General features: G+C 72.2%; 23 protein-coding genes. 13 read left to right on the top strand and 10 right to left on the bottom strand.

Annotated elements, in window-relative coordinates; translation table 11 throughout:
• The first annotated feature begins 62 nt into the window (after positions 1-62).
• Genes MSA03_RS01375 through MSA03_RS01400 form a run of 6 tightly spaced genes read left to right on the top strand, consistent with a single transcriptional unit; the run spans position 63 to position 6,645 of the window.
• The gene (locus tag MSA03_RS01375) at positions 63-758 is read left to right on the top strand and encodes an NUDIX hydrolase (protein WP_147049365.1); all 696 of its coding nucleotides are present in this window, start codon (positions 63-65) and stop codon (positions 756-758) included.
• Positions 755-2,113: a quinolinate synthase NadA gene (gene nadA / locus MSA03_RS01380; RefSeq protein WP_147049366.1), complete on the top strand. Its 1,359-nt coding sequence runs from the start codon at positions 755-757 to the stop codon at positions 2,111-2,113. Before MSA03_RS01375 ends, nadA begins: the two co-directional genes overlap by 4 nt.
• Positions 2,110-3,672: an L-aspartate oxidase gene (gene nadB, locus MSA03_RS01385; protein ID WP_147049367.1), complete on the top strand. Its 1,563-nt coding sequence runs from the start codon at positions 2,110-2,112 to the stop codon at positions 3,670-3,672. Before nadA ends, nadB begins: the two co-directional genes overlap by 4 nt.
• Positions 3,672-4,526: a carboxylating nicotinate-nucleotide diphosphorylase gene (nadC, locus tag MSA03_RS01390; protein ID WP_028495237.1), complete on the top strand. Its 855-nt coding sequence runs from the start codon at positions 3,672-3,674 to the stop codon at positions 4,524-4,526. Before nadB ends, nadC begins: the two co-directional genes overlap by 1 nt.
• A complete protein-coding gene (locus MSA03_RS01395; protein ID WP_147049465.1) occupies positions 4,526-5,674 on the top strand; it encodes a cysteine desulfurase family protein in 1,149 nt (382 codons plus the stop codon). The genes nadC and MSA03_RS01395 overlap by 1 nt, the downstream gene beginning before the upstream one ends.
• Positions 5,671-6,645 carry a glycosyltransferase family 2 protein gene (locus tag MSA03_RS01400; RefSeq protein ID WP_147049368.1) on the top strand — a complete coding sequence of 325 codons (975 nt, stop codon included), beginning with the start codon at positions 5,671-5,673 and terminating at the stop codon, positions 6,643-6,645. Before MSA03_RS01395 ends, MSA03_RS01400 begins: the two co-directional genes overlap by 4 nt.
• Positions 6,646-6,654: 9 nt before the next feature.
• On the opposite strand, the gene MSA03_RS01405 is transcribed toward MSA03_RS01400, so the two are convergent.
• Both MSA03_RS01405 and MSA03_RS01410 read right to left on the bottom strand, forming a co-directional pair.
• Positions 6,655-8,664, bottom strand: a complete 2,010-nt coding sequence (locus MSA03_RS01405) for an ABC transporter ATP-binding protein (protein ID WP_174799825.1) — start codon at positions 8,662-8,664, stop codon at positions 6,655-6,657.
• A 23-nt stretch (positions 8,665-8,687) separates the two neighbouring features.
• Positions 8,688-9,329: a DUF1345 domain-containing protein gene (locus MSA03_RS01410; RefSeq protein WP_147049369.1), complete on the bottom strand. Its 642-nt coding sequence runs from the start codon at positions 9,327-9,329 to the stop codon at positions 8,688-8,690.
• A 115-nt stretch (positions 9,330-9,444) separates the two neighbouring features.
• Here MSA03_RS01410 and MSA03_RS01415 point away from each other — a divergent pair, with 115 nt between their 5' ends.
• Together MSA03_RS01415 and MSA03_RS01420 are read left to right on the top strand one after the other, a co-directional pair.
• Positions 9,445-10,944: a DHA2 family efflux MFS transporter permease subunit gene (locus MSA03_RS01415; protein ID WP_244946269.1), complete on the top strand. Its 1,500-nt coding sequence runs from the start codon at positions 9,445-9,447 to the stop codon at positions 10,942-10,944.
• A 65-nt stretch (positions 10,945-11,009) separates the two neighbouring features.
• Positions 11,010-11,588 (top strand): carboxymuconolactone decarboxylase family protein, encoded by a 579-nt coding sequence (locus MSA03_RS01420; protein ID WP_147049371.1) that lies wholly within the window; start codon positions 11,010-11,012, stop codon positions 11,586-11,588.
• 163 nt (positions 11,589-11,751) lie between these two features.
• On the opposite strand, the gene MSA03_RS01425 is transcribed toward MSA03_RS01420, so the two are convergent.
• Genes MSA03_RS01425 through MSA03_RS01440 form a run of 4 tightly spaced genes read right to left on the bottom strand, consistent with a single transcriptional unit; the run spans position 11,752 to position 14,897 of the window.
• Positions 11,752-12,552: a DNA-formamidopyrimidine glycosylase family protein gene (locus MSA03_RS01425; protein ID WP_147049372.1), complete on the bottom strand. Its 801-nt coding sequence runs from the start codon at positions 12,550-12,552 to the stop codon at positions 11,752-11,754.
• A 4-nt stretch (positions 12,553-12,556) separates the two neighbouring features.
• Complete coding sequence (locus MSA03_RS01430; RefSeq protein WP_028495229.1) at positions 12,557-13,534, bottom strand: cation diffusion facilitator family transporter; 978 nt, start codon at positions 13,532-13,534, stop codon at positions 12,557-12,559.
• Entirely contained in the window at positions 13,531-13,986 is a 456-nt protein-coding gene (locus MSA03_RS01435; RefSeq protein WP_028495228.1) for a transglycosylase SLT domain-containing protein, read from the bottom strand. Before MSA03_RS01435 ends, MSA03_RS01430 begins: the two co-directional genes overlap by 4 nt.
• Before the next feature lie 14 nt (positions 13,987-14,000).
• A complete protein-coding gene (locus MSA03_RS01440; RefSeq protein WP_147049373.1) occupies positions 14,001-14,897 on the bottom strand; it encodes an SDR family oxidoreductase in 897 nt (298 codons plus the stop codon).
• A gap of 157 nt (positions 14,898-15,054) precedes the next feature.
• On the opposite strand from MSA03_RS01440, the gene MSA03_RS01445 reads away from it, so the two are divergent.
• Positions 15,055-15,246: a hypothetical protein gene (locus tag MSA03_RS01445; RefSeq protein WP_036272191.1), complete on the top strand. Its 192-nt coding sequence runs from the start codon at positions 15,055-15,057 to the stop codon at positions 15,244-15,246.
• 66 nt (positions 15,247-15,312) lie between these two features.
• Positions 15,313-16,710 (top strand): HNH endonuclease signature motif containing protein, encoded by a 1,398-nt coding sequence (locus MSA03_RS01450; RefSeq protein WP_147049374.1) that lies wholly within the window; start codon positions 15,313-15,315, stop codon positions 16,708-16,710.
• Here MSA03_RS01450 and MSA03_RS01455 read toward each other — a convergent pair.
• Genes MSA03_RS01455 through MSA03_RS01470 form a run of 4 tightly spaced genes read right to left on the bottom strand, consistent with a single transcriptional unit; the run spans position 16,707 to position 20,680 of the window.
• Positions 16,707-18,431 (bottom strand): long-chain-fatty-acid--CoA ligase, encoded by a 1,725-nt coding sequence (locus MSA03_RS01455; protein ID WP_147049375.1) that lies wholly within the window; start codon positions 18,429-18,431, stop codon positions 16,707-16,709. The genes MSA03_RS01450 and MSA03_RS01455 overlap by 4 nt on opposite strands.
• A 7-nt stretch (positions 18,432-18,438) precedes the next feature.
• A complete protein-coding gene (locus tag MSA03_RS01460) occupies positions 18,439-18,846 on the bottom strand; it encodes an arsenate reductase ArsC (protein ID WP_028495225.1) in 408 nt (135 codons plus the stop codon).
• On the bottom strand, positions 18,843-19,355 hold the full coding sequence (locus MSA03_RS01465; RefSeq protein WP_081782703.1) for a GNAT family N-acetyltransferase: 513 nt from the start codon (positions 19,353-19,355) through the stop codon (positions 18,843-18,845). Before MSA03_RS01465 ends, MSA03_RS01460 begins: the two co-directional genes overlap by 4 nt.
• Before the next feature lie 14 nt (positions 19,356-19,369).
• The gene (locus MSA03_RS01470; protein WP_147049376.1) at positions 19,370-20,680 is read right to left on the bottom strand and encodes an NAD(P)-binding domain-containing protein; all 1,311 of its coding nucleotides are present in this window, start codon (positions 20,678-20,680) and stop codon (positions 19,370-19,372) included.
• Positions 20,681-20,788: 108 nt separating this feature from the next.
• On the opposite strand from MSA03_RS01470, the gene MSA03_RS01475 reads away from it, so the two are divergent.
• The 3 genes from MSA03_RS01475 to MSA03_RS01485 are packed head-to-tail and all read left to right on the top strand — an operon-like array spanning position 20,789 to position 22,632.
• Complete coding sequence (locus MSA03_RS01475; protein WP_028495222.1) at positions 20,789-21,139, top strand: ArsR/SmtB family transcription factor; 351 nt, start codon at positions 20,789-20,791, stop codon at positions 21,137-21,139.
• Positions 21,140-21,149: 10 nt separating this feature from the next.
• Positions 21,150-22,259: an ACR3 family arsenite efflux transporter gene (gene arsB / locus MSA03_RS01480; protein ID WP_147049377.1), complete on the top strand. Its 1,110-nt coding sequence runs from the start codon at positions 21,150-21,152 to the stop codon at positions 22,257-22,259.
• A gap of 25 nt (positions 22,260-22,284) precedes the next feature.
• Positions 22,285-22,632 (top strand): LysR family transcriptional regulator, encoded by a 348-nt coding sequence (locus MSA03_RS01485; protein ID WP_028495221.1) that lies wholly within the window; start codon positions 22,285-22,287, stop codon positions 22,630-22,632.
• Positions 22,633-22,634: the final 2 nt, after the last annotated feature.

The following is a 22,634-nucleotide window of genomic DNA, read 5'->3' on the forward strand; positions in this document are numbered from 1 at the left end:
GAGCTCTTCTTGCGCTTCGTGTCAGCGTGACTATAAGATGGCGGCGATCAGTTAGGGTCACCATGACACAAACCGGCATCCGCCTGGCCGTCTCGACGGTGATCTTCAGCCTGCGCCGCCACGGCGGCGACACGCGACCCACCGTCGTCCTGCCGCTCGTCCGCCGCACGCGCGACCCGCACGAGGGCCGCTGGGCGCTCCCCGGCGGCTGGCTGGGCGCGGAGGAGAACCTCGAGGTCGCCGCCTCCCGCACCCTCCGCGAGACGACCGACCTCTCGCCCAGCTACCTCGAGCAGCTGTACGCGTTCGGCGACGCCGACCGCTCCCCCTCGCGGGTCGTGTCGATCGTGTACTGGGCGCTCGTGCGGGAGGACATCTCCCGCACCGCCTCCCCGCACAACGTCGCATGGTTCGACGCCACCGCGCTCCCCCGGCTCGCGTTCGACCACAACCAGATCGTCGAGTACGCGCTCTGGCGGCTGCGCAACAAGGTCGGCTACAGCCGCATCGCGCACGGCCTGCTCGATGACGAGTTCAGCCTCGCAGAGCTGCGCGAGGTGTACGAGGCGATCCTCGACCGGCGCCTCGACCCGGCGAACTTCCGACGCCAGGTCGAGAACTCCGGCACCCTCATCCCCACCGAGGCCTTCCGCACCGGCAGCCACCGGCCCGCCCGCCTCTACCGCTACAACCACGACGTCGAGCTGGCCGATCGCGGCCCGCTCCCCCACCGCGTTTTCCTGAAGGAACCGTCATGACCACGACACCCCTCACCCTCGACCGCCGTCCGGGGAGCGCCCCCGACCCCAGCGTCGACCACGAGATCCAGGCCATCGTGGCCGGCAGCACGCTCGGCGCGACCTGCAACACCGATCTGGCCGCCGCGCCCTGGACCTTCGACGCGCGGCCCGGCTACGGTCCCGGCTCGTCCATGGGCGACGTCATCCCCACCGGCGCGCCCCGCCAAGGCGAGCTGCCCGCCGCCTACCGCGAGGCCTCCGAACCCGAGCTCGCGGAGCGCATCCGGGCCGCGAAGGCGCTCCTCGGCAACCGCGTCGTCGTGCTCGGCCACTTCTACCAGCGCGAAGAGGTCATCGTGCACGCCGACTACGTCGGCGACTCCTTCCAGCTCGCGAACGCCGCGAAGGCGCATCCCGAGGCGGAGGCCATCGTCTTCTGCGGCGTGCACTTCATGGCCGAGACCGCCGATCTGCTCTCCGGCGCCGAACAGGCCGTCATCCTGCCGAACCTCGCCGCCGGCTGCTCGATGGCGGACATGGCCGACATCGACCAGGTCGAGGAGTGCTGGGAGCAGCTCGCCGATGCGCTCGGCGACCTCGACACGCCGGATGCCGAGGGGCTCCTGCCCGTCATCCCCGTCACCTACATGAACTCCTCGGCCGCCATCAAGGGCTTCGTCGGGCGGCACGGCGGCATCGTCTGCACGTCCTCGAACGCCCGGACGGTGCTGGAGTGGGCGTTCGCGCGCGGCCGCCGGGTGCTGTTCTTCCCCGACCAGCACCTCGGCCGGAACAGCGCGAAGGCCATGGGCGTGCCGCTCGAGCAGATGCCGATGTGGAACCCGCGGAAGCCGTTCGGCGGGAGCACGCCGGAGGAGCTCGCGGACAGCCGCGTGATCCTGTGGCACGGGTTCTGCTCCGTGCACCGCCGGTTCACCGTGGACCAGATCGACCAGGCGCGCGCCGAGCACCCCGGGGTCCGCGTCATCGTGCACCCCGAGTGCCCCATGGCCGTCGTCGACGCGGCCGACGAGTCCGGGTCGACCGACTACATCCGGAAGGCCATCGAGGCCGCGACGGAGCCGACGACGTTCGCGATCGGCACCGAGGTGAACCTCGTGCAGCGCCTCGCCGCCGCCCACCCGCAGCACACCATCTTCTGCCTCGACCCCGTCGTCTGCCCCTGCTCGACGATGTACCGCATCCATCCCGGCTACCTGGCGTGGGTGCTGGAAGGGCTCGTCGCCGGCGAGGTGCGCAACCGCATCACCGTCCCCGCGGACGTCGCCGAGCCCGCCCGCGTCGCCCTCGAGCGGATGCTGGCCGCCAAGCCCCCGGCAGCGCCGGCCGCCGGCTGGGAGAACGCGTCATGAGCGTGCACGTCGTCGTGGTGGGCTCCGGGATCGCCGGGCTCACGGCGGCGCTGCACGCCGCGGACGCCGGCTGCCGCGTGACGCTCGTCACGAAGGACGTCCTCGAGCACGCCAACACGCGCTTCGCGCAGGGCGGCATCGCGGGCGTCATGTTCTCCGACGACCGCGCGGAGGACCACGAGCGCGACACCCTCACCGCCGGCGCGGGCCTCGGCGACCCCGCCGCCGTGCGGGTGCTCGTCGAGGAGGGGCCCGCGCGGATCCGCGAACTCGTCGCGCTCGGCGTCGCCTTCGACCGGGGGGCGGACGGCGAGTGGGTGAAGGGCCTGGAGGCGGCGCACTCCTACCCGCGCATCCTGCACGCCGGTGGCGACGCGACCGGGACGGCGATCGAGAAGGCGCTCGTGGCCCGCCTCCGCGGCGCCCAGGACGGCGGCCTGCGCGTCATCGAGCACGCGTTCCTCGTCGATCTCGTCGTGACCGGCGGCCGCGTCGCGGGGGTCGACCTCCTCGTCGGCGAGGCGCCCGGCCGGGCGGGTGCGCGTGCGCGTATCGACGCCGACGCGGTCGTCCTCGCCACCGGGGGCGCGGGGCAGCTCTACGCGCACACGACGAACCCGCCGGTCGCGACCGGAGACGGGATCGCGGCGGCGCTGCGGGCCGGGGCGGCGGTGGCCGACCTCGAGTTCATGCAGTTCCACCCCACGGTCCTCCCCGGCGACGAGGCGTTCCTCGTGTCCGAGGCCGTGCGCGGCGAAGGCGCGACCCTGCTCGACGACGCCGGGCGCCGCTTCGCCCTCGACGCGCACCCCGACGGCGAGCTCGCGCCGCGCGACGTCGTCGCGCGCGCCATCGCGGAGCAGATGGAGCGACAGGACGGGCGCCCGGTGCGCCTGGACGCGACGCACCTGCGCGCGGACCCGGAGCAGACCGCCGCCTTCCTGGCCCGACGGTTCCCCACGATCGATGCCGCCGTCCGCGCGCGTGGCCTCGACTGGGCGCGGGAGCCGATCCCCGTCGTCCCGGCGGCGCATTACCTGATGGGCGGCGTCGCCACCGACCTCGCCGGCCGGGCGAGCCTGCCGGGCCTCTACGCCGTGGGCGAGGTCGCCCGCACCGGCGTGCACGGCGCGAATCGCCTCGCGTCGAACTCGCTCCTGGAGGGCGCCGTGTTCGGGGCGCGCACGGGCGACGTGATCGCCGCGGATGCCGCGGGCGGCGCCTGGCCCGTCCGCCCCGCCGCTGTACCGGCGGCCGTCGGCGCCACGGCCCCGGCCCGCTCCGCGCCGCCGTTCTCCCGCGCGGCGCTGCAGCACCTGCTGTGGGAGGACGCCGGCCTCGTGCGGGATGCCGACGGGCTCGCACATGCGGCATCCGTCCTGGCGAGCTGGCGCGGGGAGCACCGCGCCGCGCGCACCGAGGCCGAGCTGGAGGACGAGAACCTCCTGCTCGTCGCCGAGCACCTCGTCGCCGCGGCCGGCGCGCGGCGGGAGAGCGTCGGCGCCCATTTCCGGCGCGACACCGTCCTCGAAGCCGTCGTCCTGGAGGGGGCCGCCTGATGCTCGCCCGGGTGCAGATCGAGCGCGCCGTGGCCGCCGCCCTCGAGGAGGACGCCCCGTGGGGCGACGTCACGAGTGCGTACCTCATCCCCGAGGACGCGGTCGCGACCGCGGAGCTCGTCGCCCGCGAGGCCGGCGTCTTCAGCGGCGGCGAGGTGTTCACGGCCGCCTTCACGCTCACCGATCCGGCGACGCGGGTCGAGCTCGCGGTGCGGGACGGCGACGCGTTCGCCGCCGGCGACCGGCTCGCCTCCGTGCACGGCCCCGCCCGCGCGGTCCTCACGGCCGAGCGTGTCGCGCTGAACTTCACGCAGCGGATGAGCGGCATCGCGACGCTGACGACGCGCTACGTCGCGGAGGTCGCGCACACCGGCGCACGCATCGCCGACACCCGCAAGACGACGCCCGGACTGCGGGCGTTCGAGCGGCACGCCGTGCGCTCCGGCGGGGGGCACAACCATCGACACTCGCTGTCGGACGCCGTGATGGCCAAGGACAACCACCTCGCGGTGCTCACGGCGCGCGGGGCGTCGGTGACGCAGGCCCTGCAGGCCGCCATCGCGCGCCTGCCGCACACGACGCACGTCGAGGTGGAGGTCGACCGGCTCGACCAGATCGACGCCGTCCTCGCGGCGGGGGTGGGGACGATCATGCTCGACAACTTCTCCCTGGCGGACCTCCGCACCGGTGTGGAGCGGATCGCAGGACGCGCGACGGTCGAGGCGTCCGGCGGGGTGTCGCTGGCGACGGTCCGCGCGATCGCCGAGACGGGCGTCGACGTCATCTCCGTCGGCGCGCTGACGCACTCCGCACCGGCCCTCGACCTCGGCCTGGACGTGCGCATCGAGGCGTGATGCTCTACCTCGACCACGCCGCGACGACACCGGTCCGCCCCGAAGTGCGGGACGCGATGCTCCCCTACCTGGGCGAGCGGTTCGGCAACCCGTCGAGCCACCACACGGTGGGCGAGGCGGCCGCGGCGGCCCTCGCGGACGCCCGCGCGCGCGTCGCGGCGCTGCTCGGGATGCGCGCGGGCGACGTCGTGTTCACCTCCGGCGGCACGGAGGCAAACAACCTCGCCGTGAAGGGGATCGCGATCGCCGCGGCGCTGCGGTCCGGCAGACCGGCGCACGTCGTCACGACGCCCATCGAGCATGAGTCGGTGCTCGCCTCCTGCGCCTACCTGGAGCGGGTGCACGGCTTCGCGGTGACGCGCGTGCCCGTCGACGGGCACGGCCGCGTCGACCCGGACGAGGTCGCGGGGGCGCTCCGGGATGACACCGCCCTCCTCACCGTCGGGTACGCCAACAACGAGATCGGGACGGTGCAGGACGTCGCGGGTCTCGCCGCCGTCGCCACCGGGGGACGCGTTCCGCTGCATCTGGATGCCGTGCAGGCGGCCGGCTCGCTGCCGCTCGCCGGCACCGGCGCCGACGCCCTGTCCATCGCGGGACACAAGATCGGTGCCCCGCCGGGCATCGGCGTGCTCGCGGTGCGCGGACGGATCCCCCTCGAGCCACTGCTGCACGGGGGCGGGCAGGAGCGCGAGCGCCGCAGCGGCACGGAGAACGTCGCCGGCGCCGTGGGGTTCGCCGTCGCGCTGGAGGCGGCCGAGCGCGAGCGGGCCGCGGACGCCGCACGCGTCGGCGCGCTGACGACGGCGTTCATCGCGCGGGTGCTCGACCTCGTCCCGCAGGCGCGGCTCACCGGCGACCCGGTGCGGCGGCTGCCCGGGACCGCGAGCTTCACCTTCGAGGGGACGAGCGGGGAGGCGGTGCTCCTCGAGCTCGAACGGCGCGGCGTGGTGTCCTCGAGCGGCTCGGCGTGCGCCGCGGGCAGCGACGAGCCCTCGCACGTGCTCCTCGCGCTCGGCATCCCGCCGCAGGTGGCCCAGACCGCCGTGCGCTTCACGTTCGGGCACGCGGCGGCACCGGGCGACCTCGCCGCGCCGCTGGCCGACGCGGTGGCCGCCTCCGTCGCGACGGTACGATCGGGCAGGTGAGCTCGCCCGCCGTCCCCGCAACGGTCACCGTCATCGTCCCCGGCCGCGACGTCGCCGCCTACGCGGCGGAGGCGCTGGACTCCCTCCGCGCCCAGACCTTCCCGCACTGGCGCGCGATCCTCGTCGACGACGGGTCGGCGGATGCCACCACCGGCATCTTCGCGGCGGCGGCGGACACGGACCCCCGGTTCCGGCTCGTCCGGCACGAGCGGTCCCGCGGGCTCGGCGCCGCGCGCAACGCCGCGCTCGACCTCGTCGACACGCCTCTCGTCGCGTTCCTCGACGCCGACGACGTCCTCACCGCGACCGCGCTCGAGGTGCTCGTCGGCTCCCTCACCGCGAGCGGCAGCGACTTCGCCGTCGGGGCGTACGTGCGGCTCCGGCCGGACGACGACGGCGGGTACACCCCGGGCGTCGTGCAGCCGTGGGTGGCGGCATCCACGTCGCCGGCGCGCCAGGGGACGACGCTCGCGGAGCATCCGGAGGCATCCGGCAACATCGTCGCGTGGTCGAAGGTCAGCCGGATCGAGTTCTGGCGCCGGCACGGCCTGCGCTTCCCGGAGGGGCGCGCCTACGAGGACCAGGTCGTCGCCCAGCAGATGTACAGCGGCGCACGGGCGTTCGATGTCGTGCCGGATGTCGTCGTGCTGTGGCGCGAGCGCGCCGACGGCTCGTCGATCACGCAGCACAAGGACTATCTCGGCGTGCTGACGGACTACCTGGCGGCGATGCGGAACGGGATCGCCGTCCTCGACGCGGCGGGTCAGCGCGCCGCCGCGCGGGCGCGCGTGCGTCTCATCCTCGACATGGATGTGCCGCCGCTCATCGAGATCGCCCGCACGCACCCGGACGCGGCGTACCGGCGCCTGCTGGGGGCGTTCATCCGCGAGCTGGACGACCGCGCCGAGGAGGAGTCCGTCACCCTCGCGGACGCGTCCGCTGCGGCCCTCGCCGCCGCGCGACTGTGGTGACCGGCTCCCTCAACTGAGGTCGGGCCAGACCCGCCCGGGCAGCGGATCGGCCGCGAGCCGGACGGCGGGGGCCGCGGCGCCGTCGTCGGGCGCCTTGTCGGCGCGGCGCTCGGGATGCGGGGGCGCCGGGGCGGTCTCCTCGTAGCCCTCGATGCGCGAGGCCGCCATCTGCTGCGCGGCGAGCTCGGCGTACAGGCCGCCCCGCTCGAGGAGTTCGGCGTGCGTGCCGGACTCGACGATCTCGCCCGCCTCGATGACGTGGATGACGTCGGCGCCGATCACCGTGGACAGGCGGTGCGCGATCGAGAGGGTCGTCCGTCCCCGGGCGGCCTCCTCCAGTGCGTCCTGCACGACCCGCTCCGAGACCGTGTCCAGGGCCGAGGTGGCCTCATCCAGCAGCAGGACCGGAGGGTCCTTCAGCAGGACGCGGGCGATCGCGATGCGCTGCTTCTCCCCACCGGAGAGCCGGTAGCCGCGCTCCCCCACGACGGTGTCGTAGCCGCGCTCGAACCCGGCGATGATGTGGTGGATGTTCGCCGCGGTGCACGCGGCCTCCAGCTCCGCGTCGGTCGCATCGGGCTTGGCGTAGCGGAGGTTCTCGCGGATCGTGGCGTGGAAGAGGTACGTCTCCTGCGACACGATCCCGATGTGGTCGATGATCGACTCCTGCGTGAGGTCGCGGACGTCGGCACCCGCGAAGAGGACGGCGCCCTCCGACGCCTCGTACAGTCGCGGCGCGAGATAGAGGATCGTCGTCTTGCCTGCGCCGGACGGTCCCACGAACGCGATGTGCTCGCCGGGCTCGGCCGTGAACGAGACCCCGCCGAGCGTCGGGCGCGTCTCCGGGGCGGCATCCGGGTAGCGGAACACGACATCCCGGAACTCGATCCGTCCGATCGGCCCGGGCGCGCGGGCGACCGGGATCGCGCCCGGGCGCTCCTGGATGGCGGGGACGAGGTCGAGGTACTCGAAGATGCGGGCGAAGAGCGCGGCCGAGGTCTGGAGGTCCAGGGCCACGCGCATGAGTCCCATCAGGGGCATGAGGAGCCGCGCCTGCACGGTCGTGAAGGCGACGACGGTGCCGGCCGTCACGGCGCCCTCGCCCCCGGCGATGAGGTAGCCGGCGACCAGGTAGATGATCGCGGGGACCGAGGCCATGAGCACCTGCACGACGGCGAAGAAGCCCTGGCCGCTCATCGCGCGGCGCACCTGCAGGACGACCTGGTTGGCGTTCTCGTCCTGGTAGCGGGCCGACTCCGCCCGCTGCCGGTTGAACGCCTTGGACAACAGGATGCCGGACACGCTCAGCGTCTCCTGCGTGATGGAGGTCAGTTCCGAGAGCGACTCCTGCGTCTGCCCGGCGATGCGGGCGCGCACCTGGCCGACGCGTCGCTGCACGACGATGAGGAACGGCATGAGGATGACGGCGATGATCGTCAGCCGCCAGTCGATGATGATCATCGCGACGAGGGCCGACGCGACGGTCACGGCGTTGCCGAGGATGCTCGTCACCGTGTTCGTGAGCACGCCGGAGACGCCGCCCACGTCGTTCTGCAGGCGGGATTGGATCACGCCCGTCTTCGTGCGCGTGAAGAAGCCGAGTTCCATCGACTGCAGGTGCTCGAAGAGGCGCACCCGCAGGTCGCCCGTGACGCGGTTGCCGACGGTCGAGGTGAACCACGTCTGCGCGACGCCGAGCCCGGCCGAGAGCAGGAACAACCCGATCATGAGGAGCACGAGGCGGATGAGGAGCGGCAGGTCCGGCCCGGAGTCGTCGACGGGGAAGAGCGCGTCGTCGAAGATCCGCTGCACGATGAGCGGCGGGATGACGGCGATGGCGGCGCCCAGGATGACGAGCACCGCCGTGACGGCGATGCGCCCGAGGTAGGGGCGGAAGAGGGCGATGACACGCGGCCCGAGATCGGGCACGTGCGGCGCGTCGGCGTTGAGCTTCTTCTGCGCCGCCTCGTCGACACCGCGGAATCCGGCGCCGCGACCGCCGGGGCCTCCCATGCTCATCCGGTCAGCCTAGGCGACCGGCGTCAGCGCAGGCTCGTGACGAGATTGATCACGGTGGCGAGGATGACGGCGCCGAACAGGTACGCCAGGAGGGTCTGGGCGACGACGATGCGCCGGATGGCGTTCGTGCGGACGCTCGTGTCCGCGACCTGGTAGGTCATGCCGAGCCCCACGGAGAAGTACACGAAGTCGGAGTAGACGGGGTCCTCGTCCTGGTTGAAGTCGATGCCGCCCTCGGGCGGGGTGTAGTAGACGTGCGCGTAGCGCAGCAGGTAGTCCACCTGGATGAGCGCCCACGACGCGGCGACCGCGATCACCGCGACGCCCGCGAGCACGAAGGCGCGGGCGGGATGCGCCGAGCCGGTCTGCAACAGAACGATGACGACCGCGCCGAGGCTCGCGAACCCGCCGACGAGGACGACGAGACGTGCGATCGGGCGGCCCGGATCCTCCGCGGTCGCGTGCGCCCGCGTGCGCACGGCATCCATCGGCCAGATCAGCACGAGCACCCAGATCACGTCGGTGAGGGCCAGCACCGACCAGCCCGCCAGGAGCGCACCCGCCCAGCCGAGCACGGGGACCAGCAGGACGGCGGCGGCCGCGCCGACGGCGAGGGCGATGAGACCGCGGACGAGCGCGGGAGAACGACGGGCCGGATGCGCCATGACCGAATGGTGGCACCCGGTACGGGAATGCGACGTCCGACCCGGCGGTTATCGTGAGAACCCGTGCCGGATACGGCAGGGATCCCCGCACTTTCCGCCCGACTGGGAGGCCCTTTTGGCGACCGACACCGACACCGCCCGCCCATCGCAGGGTGTGCTGAGTCCCGAGGAGGGGCGCGTCGTCTGGCTGCTGCTGGCGGCGGCGTTCGTCGCGATCCTGAACGAGACGACGATGGGTGTCGCGATCCCGCACCTGATCGGTGACCTCGGCATCACGGCCGTCGCGGCGCAGTGGCTGACGACGGCGTTCATGCTGACGATGGCCGTCGTCATCCCGATCACGGGGTTCCTGCTGCGCCGGTTCACGACGCGTCAGGTGTTCATCGCCGCGATGAGCCTGTTCTCGCTCGGGACGCTGACGGCGCTCCTGTCCCCCGGTTTCGAGGTGCTGCTGGTCGCCCGTGTCGTGCAGGCCTCCGGCACGGCGATCATGATGCCGCTGCTGATGACGACGCTCATGACGATCGTCCCGCCGCACGCCCGCGGCCGGATGATGGGCCGCGTCTCGATCGTCATGTCGCTCGCGCCGGCGATCGGGCCGACGATGTCCGGCTTCCTGCTGGACACCCTCAGCTGGCGGTGGATCTTCGGGATCGTGCTGCCGATCGCGCTCGTCGCGCTCGCGATGGGGGCGCGGTGGATCCACAACCTCGGCCAGGCGACGCGGGCACCCATCGACGTGCTCTCGATCATCCTCTCCGCATTCGGGTTCGGCGGACTCGTCTACGGGCTCAGCCAGATCGGCGGGGCGCAGACGCACGGCGGGACGGCGGCCGAGGCGGCCGCGCAGAGCCTGTCCACCGTGTCGCTCGTCGTGTCGCTGAGCGTCGGGGTGCTCGCGCTCGCGCTCTTCGTGTGGCGTCAGCTGCTCCTGCAGCGCGTGGACGATGCCCTGCTGGATCTCCGCGTCTTCCGCAGCGGCAATTTCTCCCTCTCCATCGCGCAGATGACGCTGCTGTCGATGGCGTTCTTCGGGACCATCACGGTGCTGCCGCTGTACATGCAGAGCGTCCTGGGCATCTCCCCGCTGGAGACCGGGCTCGCCGTCCTCCCCGGGTCTTTGCTGATGGGACTCGCCGGTCCGGTCATCGGCCGCATCTACGACGCCAAGGGCACCCGCGTCCTGCTGGTGCCCGGATCTATCATCGCGATCTCGATGCTGTGGGTGTTCACGACGTTCGACGAGAACACGACACTGTGGAGTATCATCCCCGCCCAGACCGCCCTGTCCCTCGGCCTCGCACTGTCGTTCACGCCCCTCTTCACCGCGTCGCTGGCCTCGCTCACGCCGAAGTTCTACGCGTACGGCTCGGCGATCCTCGGCACGGTGCAGCAGGTCGCCGGCGCCGCCGGCATCGCGGTCCTGGTGACCGTCATGGCCGGTGTCACGGCCGCCCAGCGCGAGGCGGGGGTCGCCGAGCAGGTCGCCGGCGCCGCCGGCGCGCACGCCGCGTTCCTGCTCTCCGCCTGTGTCGCGCTGCCGCTCCTGATCGGCGCGTTCCTCATCCGCAAGCCCGCCGACGACCTCGAGGGCGCGACACCCGCGATGCACTGACGCTCCCTCGACGCCGGGCGGCGGCGGTGGCATCCTGAGTCCCACCGATCAGGGAGGGGCAGGCGATGATCATCACGACACCGGCACCGGAAAGCGCCGTCGGCCACGTGGCGGCGATGTACGCGGGCGATATCGAGACCGACGGATTCGTCTACCGGCACACGCGGGCGATGGCCGTGAACCCGGAGGCGCATGCCGCGTTCGAGGATCTCGTCCATGCGATCACGCCCTCGATCGGACCGCGCATCTACGAGCTCGTGACCCTTGCGGCCGCCGGCGCGATCGGGTCGCCGCACTGCCTGCTGGCGCACGGCCGGAAGGCGCTGCGCGGCGGGGTGATCGACGAGGAGGAGCTCATCCGGCTCGCGCGTGATCCCGAGGACGCGGGACTGGACCCCGCGGAGGTCGCCGTCATGCGCTTCGCCGTCAAGCTGTCGACGGCTGCGGGCGAGATGACGGATGCCGACAGCCAGGAGCTGCGGGATGCAGGCTTCACGGACCGGCAGATCGTCGACATCACGCTGGCGGCCGCGGCGCGGAACTACTTCAGCCGGGCCCTGCTGGCGCTGTCGGTCGACGTCGACGAGGTGCCCGGACTGACCGGGCGGGTGACGGACGCGCTGCTGTCGCCGCTGACCCGCTGAGCGGGTCGCATCACGCGGTCTGCGTCAGCTGCAGCAGCCGCCGCCGCAGCAGGAGGCGCCCTCTTCGGCGACCGTCAGGAGGTTCTTCTCGTCCGGCACGGGCTGCAGGGTCGGAGTCGGGAGGTTCGAAGTGGCCATGTCTCGATGCTACCCGGCGATCCGGTCATCGGGTCGCTTCGCACGTCGGGCAGTACTGCCACGAGGCCGCGGCATCGTGGTCGAGGATCGTGTCGCCGCACACCGGACACGTCTGTCCGCCGCGGCCGTGTACCCGCATGGCGGCGACCTTCGCCTCTTTCAGGCGGTGCGGCGGAACGCCGCGGCGTGCCGCGGCGGCGTCCCGGAGTGTCGTCGTGACCGCGCCGAAGAGGCGTTCCCGTTCTCCCTCGTCGAGCGCGGAGCCGTGGCCCAGCGGGGACAGCTTCGCGGCGTGCAGGATCTCGTCGGAGTAGGCGTTGCCGATGCCGGCCAGCGTCTCCTGCTCCTGCAGGAGGGCCTTGAGCTGCTTGCGTCGCCCCGAGACCGCGCGGTCGAGGTCGGCCTGGCCGAACGCGGGGTCGAGCGGGTCGGGACCGAGCTTGGCGAGCGCCGGCACGGAGAGCGGATCGTCCACGACGGACAGGCCGAGGGAGAGCCAGTCACCCGCGTCGGTGAGTTCCAGCAGCGCGCCGTCGAGCGGCAGACGGGCGATGACGGGTGCCTCATCGGGCGCCGCCTCCCCATCCCAGCGCGCCCAGCCGGCGCGGCCGAAGCTGATCACGAGATGCGCGGCGTCGGTCTGGAGGTCGAGGTGCTTCCCGAACCGCCGGACGCCCGTGATCGTGGCACCCGAGAGCTCCGTGAGGGGACGGTCACGCGTCTTCAGCGCGCGGAACTCGTCGAGGTCGACGGTCTCGATGCGGCGTGAGACCGCGTGCTCGGCGAGGAACTCGGCGAGCGCCTGGACCTCCGGCGACTCCGGCATGCCGTCATCCTGCCACGCGGCTGCGACGTTCGGTCTCGTCCGGGAGGTCGGTGACGGGGATGACGACGACGTCCTGCATCTTCCAGTCCATCTCGCTGATCGCATGCCGTGCGGCCTCCAGCTGCGCGACGGTGACCTTCCGTCGGTGCGGCACGACGAAGGCCTCCACATGGAAGACCTGGCCCATGTCGCGCATCCGCACGCCGGCCTCGCCGATCCACGGCTGCGCCTCGAGCGCGTCGACGATCCGCCCGATGAGCGGCTGCGCCTCGGCGTCGTCGTGCGTGCGCGCCCGCTGGTCGATGAGGTCGAGGATCGCGGAGCGCGCGTTCTTGTACCCGTCCCACACGATCCCGGCCGAGATGAACAGGGCCGCCGCGCCGTCGAGCCACCACCACCCGAGGCCGATCCCGAGGACGCCGACGACCGACGCGACCGTGGTCGTCCAGTCCGCTTTGGCCATGTCGGCATCCGCGAACAGGACCTTGTTGTGAAGGGTCGGGGCGAGCTTGGCCTTGGCATGTCCGTAGAAGAACGGCCCCACGACGATCAGGGTCATGACGGCGACCATGAACCAGCCGAGCCAGATCGTCTGGCCGAAGAGGTAGACGGTGCCGATCGCGGGGTGCTCGGCGCGCAGGAGCCCCAGGACCGACTCGACGGCGAGGCTGCCGCCGATCGCGAGCAGGGCGACGCCCGCGACGAGGTGCCCGACGCCCATCGCACGGTGGAGGCCGTAGGGGAACGCGCGGGTGGGCTTGCGGCGGATGAGGAGGAGGGCGACGAGGAAGGAGATCTGCGGGATGAGGGAGAGCATGTCCTCGATCCAGGCCGTCTTCATCGCCTGAGAGCCGCCGACGACGAAGGCGATCAGCACGATCGTGACGACCGTGTACCCGATCGTGAACCACTCCCAGCGGACCGCCGAGCGCAGAGCCCGCTGCTGCTCGGGGGGAAGATCGGTGCGCCCCATGCTCTTCATCGCCGGAGCTCCTCATCCAGATACGCCTCGAGCGCCGATTGCGTCGCGTTCTCCCCCATCGGGAGGAGGAACACGACCGGCGTGTCCTCGGCACCGTCGATGCCGGTGAAGCCACGCGTGACCGACACGCGGTCGCTCCACGGCGTCTGGTCGGTCATCCCCCCGACCGCGAGGTCGAGCGCGCCGGACTCTAGGGCGTCCACGAGCGCCTCCTCGCTGTCCACCTCCCACGTCACCTCCGCGCCGCGTGAGCGCGCGAATCCCTCGACGAGGTCGACGAGGCTCCCCGCGACATCGTCGCCGGAGACCCGGACGAGCGCGCCGCTGGGCGAGGCGCCCGCGCGGAGCGTCCCGTCCGCGTCGATGCGCGCGAGCGTGCCCTCCGGGTCGGTGGGGATGCCGCACCCGGTCAGGGCGAGCGCCAGGGAGGCGACGGCGAGAATGCGCAGCACACGCGGCACGGCGGCTACAGCCCCTTTCCGCCCGTGACGGGGAGGACGGCGCCGGACACATACGACGCGGCCTCGGACGCGAGGTAGACGTAGGCGCCCGCGAGCTCGGCGGGCTGGCCGGGGCGGCCGAGCGGCGTGTCCTTCCCGAAGCTCGCGATGCGCTCCGCGTCCCAGCCCGTCGCCGGGATGAGCGGCGTCCAGATCGGGCCCGGCGCGACGGCGTTCACGCGGATACCCTGCTCGCCGAGCTGCTGCGCGAGCGCCTTGACGAAGGCGACCTGGGCGGCCTTCGTCATGGCGTAGTCGATGAGACCGGGCGACGGGTCGAAGGCCTGGATGGAGGACGTGACGATGATGGACGCTCCGGGGGCCAGGTGCGGGACCGCCGCGCGGGCCGTGAAGATCATGCCGTACAGGTTGGTGCGGAAGACGCGGTCGAACTCCGCCGTCTCGAGGCTCTCGAGGCTGTCCCGGTCCTTCTGGTACGCGGCGTTGAGCACGACGATGTCGAGGCCGCCGAGCGCATCGACCGTGTCGGTGACGATCCGCGTCGCGAACGACTCGTCCTGGATGTCGCCGGCGAGAGCCAGCCCCCGCCGCCCCTCGGCCTCGACGAGCGCGACCGTGTCGGCGGCATCCTCCGCTTCTTCCGGGAGGTGCACGATCGCGACGTCGGCTCCCTCGCGCGCGAAGGCGATCGCGACGGCGCGGCCGATTCCCGAGTCGCCGCCGGTGATGAGGGCCCGCCGGCCCTCGAGGCGCCCCGAGCCGGTGTAACTGGTCTCGCCGTGGTCGGGTTCGGGCATCGTCTCGTCGGTGAGGCCGGGCTGCTCCTGCTCCTGCGCGGGGAAGCCGCCCTCGGGGTACTTCGTGCGGGGGTCCTGCGGGGTGTCGCCGGCGGGGGTGCTCATGGGCGTTCTCCTGTGGTCGGGGGTGGCCGGGGTGGTCCGGATGTTCACGCTAGGCGTCGCCGGTGGCGCGGCGAAGGGGGTTGACGCGGCGCTGTCAACCCCTCGCTGTGCGGCGGGGACCGTGCTTACGCTCGGGGCATCGAGAAGGGATCGGAAGATGCACCACGACAACGAGCAGGATCACGAACTGGAGAACGCCTCGGATGCGGAGCGGGACACCGCCGAGCCGAAGGCCGGCGGTCTCGGCGAGGACGGGACGATCCCCGCAGAGGCGGACGGCGTCGCGGCCGGTCACACGGGGGTGACCTCGACATTCGAGCCGGAGGAAGACGAGGACGCGCCGGCCTGAGGTCCGAGCGGTCCTCGCACGACGGATAGACGTCGGAATGTCGGAGGCCCTCCCTACCGTTGGGATATGAAGTTCTCTTCGACCGACGTGGATCCGCAGGGCGACCTGTGGAGCGACCCCGCGTTCGTCGACGAGTACCTCGCCGCGCTGTGCGACGAGGCCGACGGCCGGTTCGCCGGCCAGGCCCGCGTCCTCGGTGAACCGGACGACGGCGTCTTCGACGAGGTATGCGACTCGCCCGCGGAGGGATCGGCGCTGGCTCTTCTGGAGGATGCCGCGATGCGGGCACGGGCCCTGAGCGCCGCGCAGGACCAGGCGATCGCCGCGATCCTGGATGACGCGGCCGCGGATCCCGGCCCGTGGGTCGGACCGGATCCGACCCTCGACCCCGCCTTCAAGCTGCCGCCGCACGACACCGTCCACGCTTTCCGCGCGCGACGTCGCGAGTTCGCCGTACGTGCCGCGGTCGCCGACATCGCCGTCCGACTCCGCCTCTCGGAGCTGGGCGTGCGCGGCCGCGGACACCGCGCGAGCGTGCTGCAGGAGCGCTGCCCGCAGCTGTGGTCGCTGTGCGTGGCGGGCACGGTCTCCGAGCAGAACATGGCGGCGGCCGCAGTGCTCGCCGATACCCTCCCGCCCGACGCCCCGGAAACGTGGGCAGCGTTCGACTCCACCGCGTCGCCCGCCGCCGTCTCACTCGCTCCGGGCCGCTTCCGCATGCGCGCTCGGACGATCCGTGAGCGCGTGCATCCTGAATCCCTGGAGGAACGGCATGCGCGGGCACGCGAAGACCGCGACGTCAGGCTGACTCCGCTGCTGGACGGGATGTCGCAACTCACGGCCCTTGTTCCGGCCGACAAGGGCGAGCACCTCCTGCATACGCTCGACACCGCCGCCGCGCACCTCGCGGGCGTCGACGGAGAGACGCGCACCCTCGCCCAGCTGCGGGCCGACGTACTGTGCGACCTCACGTCACCGGACGCACCCGCCGGCCCCGGCAAGCCCGCCGTGTCGGTGACGGTGCCGGTGCTGACCCTGCTGGGCGCCTCCGACGAACCCGCGACGCTCGACGGCTACGGACCGATTGATCTCGACACCGCGCGACGCCTCGCCGGCGAGGCGACCTCGTGGACCCGCATCCTCACCCACCCGATCGACGGCACGGTCCTCGACCTCGACCGCACGACGTACCGGGTCCCCGTCGCGCTCCGGCGATGGCTCGGCGTCCGCGATCCGGTCTGCATCTTCCCCGGATGCGGGCGCCCGTCCGCCGACTGCGACATCGATCACCGACAGGCCTGGGCCCACGGCGGACGGACCGCGGCCGACAACACCGCACCGCTCTGCCGGAGCCATCATCGCGTGAAGCACGAGACGCTGTGGCGTTGCGAGGAGGAATCCGGCGATCTCGTCTGGGTCAGTCCCAGCGGGCTTCGGGCCGGCGTGGATCCGCCGCCGTTCTAGGCTCCCCCGCCGCCGCCCTTCGCCTGACCCTCCAGCATCCGGTCCCGCACTTCGCGGCGCAGCACCTTGCCGATGAGCGAGCGCGGCAGGTCGTCCATCGCCACGATCCGGCGCGGGACCTTATAGGCGGCCAGGCGGGTGCGGCAGAAGTCGCGCAGCGCTTCGACGTCGAGGACGGCGCCCTCGCGCAGGACGACCGCGGCGGCGACCTCCTCGCCTCCGCTCGACCGCGGGAGCGCGACGACGGCGGCGGCCGTGACGTCCGGATGCGAATCGAGCGTCGCCTCCACCTCGCTCGGCGACACGTTGAATCCGCCCGTGATGATGAGCTCCTTGAGCCGGTCGACGATCGTGACGAAGCCGTCCGGCGACACCGAGGCGATGTCGCCCGTGCGCAGCCATCCGCCGTCGATCAGGGCCGCCTTGGTCTCCTCCTCGCGCTGCCAATACCCCTGGAACACCTGCGGCCCGCGGACCAGGAGCTCGCCGGTCTCCCCCAGGGGCCGGTCCACGGTGGGGTTCTCGGGGTCGACGACGCGGATCTCCGTGCTCGGGAACGGCACACCCACCGTGCCGGGGCGGCGTGACGGGCCCATGGGGTTGCCGACGGCGACCGGCGAGGTCTCCGTCATCCCGTACCCCTCGACGAGCAGACCTCCGGTCGCCTCCTCCCACCGGGTCACGGTCGACACGGGCAGGCTCATGGCGCCGGAGATCGCGAACCGGACGCCGGAGAGGTCGATCTTCCCACGGGACGCCGCGCGCGCCAGCTGGTCGTAGATCGGCGGCACCGCCGGGAGGAACGTCGGCGGGCTCGTCCGCGCCGCGTCGATCATGAGGTCGAGGTCGAACTTCGGGAACAGCACGAGCTTGGCGCCGATGCTCATCGCGAACGTAAGGCAGAGCGTCATCCCGTACGCGTGGAACAGCGGCAGCACGGCGTAGAAGGTCTCCTCGCCGTCGACGAGGCCCGGCACCCACGCCCGCCCCTGCATCGCGTTCGCGAGGAGGTTCGCGTGCGTGAGGATCGCACCCTTCGGCATCCCGGTCGTCCCGCTCGTGTACTGCAGCACCGCGATGTCGGAGAGCACGGGCCCGCGGACACGGCGCGACAGCCGCCGCTGGTCGACGACCCCGCTCCACGCGTGCAGGTGCTTCGCACGCGGTCGGGTGGTGAGCTGCGCCCGAGCGGTCCGCGCCTTCGGCACCGGCAGGCGCAGCGCGAGACGCATCCCGAGCGGCAGCGCCGTCGTGAGGTCGACGCTGATGATGTGCGCCGGTCGCACGTCGTCGGGGAAGCCGGCCACCACATCCGCCGTCTTGTCCCACACGATGGCATGCCGTGCGCCGTGATCCTCGAACTGGTGGCGCAGCTCCCGTGCCGTGTAGAGGGGGTTGTGCTCCACGACGATCGCTCCCAGGCGCAGCACGGCGTAGAACGCGACGACGTGCTGCGGGCAGTTCGGCAGGACGATCGCGACGCGGTCGCCCTTCACGACGCCCAGACGCCGCAGTCCTTCCGCGGCGCGCTCGATCTGCTCACCGAGACGGGCGTAGGTCGTCGTGGCGCCGAAGTACTCCAGCGCCGTGCGCTTGCCGTACGCGCTCGCGCTCAGCGCGATCATCTCGGGAAGGGTCTGCGACGGCTCGTCGATGTCGGCGGGAACACCGTCGGCATACGCGGAGAGCCACGGCCGGTCGGCGTAGGGGGTGCGGGGCATACCCCCATCATCCTCCCGATCGCACCTCCGCGATGAGCGCCTCGACGCGCCGGCGGATCTCGTCGCGGATCGGGCGGACGGCGTCGATCCCCTGTCCGGCGGGGTCGTCGAGCTCCCAGTCCTCGTAGCGCTTGCCGGGGAAGATCGGGCACGCGTCGCCGCAGCCCATCGTGATGACGACGTCCGATTCGCGGACGGCATCCACCGTCAGGATCTTCGGCGCCTGCCCGGCGATGTCGATCCCCTCCTCGGCCATCGCCTGCACGGCGACGGGGTTGATCTGGTCCTTCGGCTCCGAGCCGGCGGACAGCACCTCGACGTCGTCGCCGGCGAGCGCGCGCAGGTAGCCGGCGGCCATCTGCGAGCGACCGGCGTTGTGGACGCAGACGAAGAGGACGGTGGGCTTGTCGGTCATGAGGTCTCCTGGTGAGGGTCGGTGCGCTGTTCGGCGCGGCGGCGTTCGATGAGGATGGTGTCCCGCCACGTCCCGGCGTGGGGGCCGCGTACGGAGCGGGCGATCCGATCGCGCCGGCCCACCACGCGGAACCCGGCGGACTCGTGCAGTCGCAGACTCGCTGCGTTCTCGGGGAAGATGCTCGACTGGATCGTCCATACGCCCAACTCCTCCGCCGCCGCGACGAACGCTGCCAGCAGGAGCCGCCCGACCCCCTGCCCGCGGGCAGCGCGATCAACGTAGACGGAGTGCTCGATCACGCCGCGGTACGCCTCGCGGGCCGAGACGACGGACGCCGCCGCCCAGCCCTGCACGCGGTCGTGTTCGTCGACGGCGACGAGGCGGGGCGCCGCCAGCCGGCCGGCATCGAAGTCGTCCCACGTCGGGGGGTCCGACTCGAACGTCGCCTCGCCCTCCTCGATCCCCTGCCGGTAGATGTCTTCGACGCGTTCCCAGTCCGCACGCCTCATCGTCCGCACACGGATCACGAGCAGCATCCCCCGGCCTGGTCGGTGGAGCACACGCCGGTCGCGGGGAGCGTCAGCGTCACGGTGGATGCCGCGGCGGTGTCGCCGGCGAGCCATGCGACGACGGAGCGCACCTGCTCGTACCCCGTGGCCAGCAGGAAGGTCGGCGCCCGCCCGTAGGACTTCATCCCCACGATGAAGAACCCCCGCTCGGGGTGCGTGAGCTCACGGAATCCGTGCGGCTCGACGGTGCCGCACGAGTGCACGTTCGGGTCGATGAGCGGAGCCAGGCGCTTCGGCGCCTCGACGATGTCGTCGAGGTCGAGCCGGACCTCGCGGAGCATATCCAGATCGGGGCGGAAGCCCGTCGCGTTCACGATGACGTCGGTCTGGTGCCGCACGAGTTCACCGCGTCGGCGTCCGATCAGCACGGCGGCGTCGCCGTCGCGCTCCGCGCGGAGGATCTCGAACCCGTCCAGCACCGCGATCTCCCCGCGCGCCGCCGCCCGGTCGACCCGGCTGCCGAGGTGGGCACGCCCGGCGAGCTCGTCGTCGGGCGAGGACGACACGCGCACCGCCCGTGCGCCCCGGATGAGCCACGTCACCGTCGTCCCCGGCTCGTCGCGCGCCAGCCTCACGAGGGCGAGCAGCGTGTTGGCGGCGGAGTGCCCGGCGCCCACGACCGTGACGCGGCGGCCGGCGAACGTCGCGCGGTCGCCGTCGAGCACGTCGGGCAGCGCCGCCGTGACGCGGTCGGCGATCGCGTCCAACCCCAGCAGGTCGAGTCCGTTCGAGGACAGCGGGTTCGGTGAGGTGTACGTCCCCGACGCGTCGATCACGGCGCGCGCCGTCTCCTCGGTGACCGCTCCGGATGCGTCGCGCAGCCGGAGCACGAACGGCGTCGCCGCGCGGGCGCGGGTACGGGTGCGGTCCATCCCCTCGCGGGCGACGGCGACGACCTCGACGCCGGTGCGGATGCGGCGCTTCATCTCGTCGACCTGGGAGAGCGGGACGAGGTACTGCTCGACGAGCTCCGTCCCGGTGGGTGCCCGTTCCGGTGTCGGGAGCACCCATCCGCCGGCCGCGAGCAGGCGATGCGATGCCGGGTCGACGAGGTGCTTCCACGGCGAGAAGAGCCGGATGTGACACCACGCGCGGATGCTCGCGGCGACGTCGTCGCCCGCCTCGTACACGACGACGTCGATTCCGCGCTCGAGGAGGTTCGCGGCCGCGGCGAGGCCGATCGGCCCGGCGCCGATGACCGCGACGGGAAGGGTCGCCAGCCGGTCGCCGGTGGCGACACGGGGGGTGAGATCGAGCAGGGTCATGCGGACTCCGAAAAGACGGGAAAGGGACAGGAAGAGGACATCGATGGTCTTCGATGTCCAGTTCTACCCGGGGTATCGACAGTTGTCAATATCGACTAGCATCAATGCATGGTCACCCTCGAATTGACGGACATCACCGCGGCGACGTGCAGCGCTCCGCTGCTGCGGGAGCCGCTGTCAGCCGACGAGGCGGAGACGCTCGCGAAGACGATGAAGGCCCTCGCCGACCCCGCCCGGTTGCGCCTCCTGTCGATCGTGGCCGCGTCGAAGGACGCCGAGGCGTGCGTGTGCGATCTCATCGAGCCGCTCGGGCTCAGCCAGCCGACGGTCTCGCACCACCTCAAGATCCTCACGACCGCCGGGTTCCTCACGCGCAGCAAGCGCGGCACGTGGGCCTACTTCGCCCTCGTGCCGGGTGCCATCGACCGCGTGGCGCACGTGCTGTCGACGCCGGCCTGAGGTGCGGGCGATGAGCACGACCTCCGCCCGTCCGGCGCGCCTCGGACCGCTGGACCGTTTCCTGCCGGTCTGGATCCTCCTCGCGATGGGCGTCGGCATCGCCCTGGCCGTCTTCGCGCCGGGTTTCGGCGACCTGCTGCACGCGGCATCCATCGGGTCGGTCAGCATCCCGATCGCCATCGGCCTACTGGTCATGATGTACCCCGTGCTCGCGAAGGTGCGGTACTCGGATGCCGGCGTGATCGCCCGCGACCGTCGGCTGCTCGTCACCTCGCTCGTCCTGAACTGGCTCATCGGGCCGGCCCTCATGTTCGCCCTCGCGTGGCTGCTCCTGCCCGACCTGCCCGAGTACCGCACGGGCCTCATCATCGTGGGGCTCGCGCGGTGCATCGCGATGGTGCTGATCTGGAACGATCTCGCGTGCGGCGACCGTGAGGCGGCGGCGTTCCTCGTCGCGCTCAACTCCGTCTTCCAGGTGCTCGCGTTCTCGGCGCTGGGCTGGTTCTACCTTCAGGTGCTCCCGACCTGGCTCGGCCTGCCGACGACGAGCGCGGAGTTCTCGGTGTGGGCGATCACCGTCAGCGTCCTCGTCTTCCTGGGTGTTCCGCTCCTCGCGGGGTACCTGTCCCGGACCCTCGGCGAGCGCCGGCGCGGTCGCGACTGGTACGAATCGGTGTTCCTGCCGCGGGTGACCCCGCTGGCCCTCGGCGGGCTGCTCTTCACGATCGTGATGCTCTTCGCGCTGCAGGGCGAGCAGGTGATCGCGCGGCCGCTCGACGTCGCGCGCATCGCGCTGCCCCTGCTGGCGTACTTCGCGGCCATGTTCCTCGTCGGATTCCTCACGGGTCGGCTCGCCGGTCTCGGCTACGAGCGCACCGCGACCCTCGCCTTCACCGCAGCGGGGAACAACTTCGAGCTCGCCATCGCGGTGGCGATCGGCACCTTCGGCGCCACGAGCGGCCAGGCGCTCGCCGGGATCGTGGGTCCGCTCATCGAGGTGCCGGTGCTCGTCGGGCTCGTCTACGTCGCGCTGTGGCTGCGTCCGCGCCTGTTCCCCGGCGGACCGTCCGAGCCGGGAGCGGAATCGCCCGCCGTGGGAACGCCTATCCTGAGCAGGTGACGACCGCCGACCCGAGGAACGCCCCGTGAACATCACCGCGCTCACGCGTTTCGTCGCCGCCGCCGAGGAGCTGCACTTCCCGCGCGCGGCGCAGGCCCTCGGCATCCCCCTGCCCGCGCTCTACTCCTCGATCGACAAGCTCGAGGCGGAGGTCGGCCACGCCCTCTTCACGCGGGACGGCGCCACCCCGCGGCTGACCCCCGCCGGCACGCTCCTCCTCGTCGAGGCGAAGGAGCGGATCGCGGCGGAGCCCGCACCGGAGCAGAAGCCGACCGCGCCCGCAGGCGGGAAGGCGAAGGCGTCGAAGGGGAAGGGGCGCGCACCGGTCGTCAAGGGACAGCCGAAGCCGTACAAGAAGCGCCAGGGGCGCTGACC

Origin of the sequence: Microbacterium saccharophilum, from assembly GCF_007992455.1 — a bacterium.
Lineage (GTDB): Bacteria > Actinomycetota > Actinomycetes > Actinomycetales > Microbacteriaceae > Microbacterium > Microbacterium saccharophilum.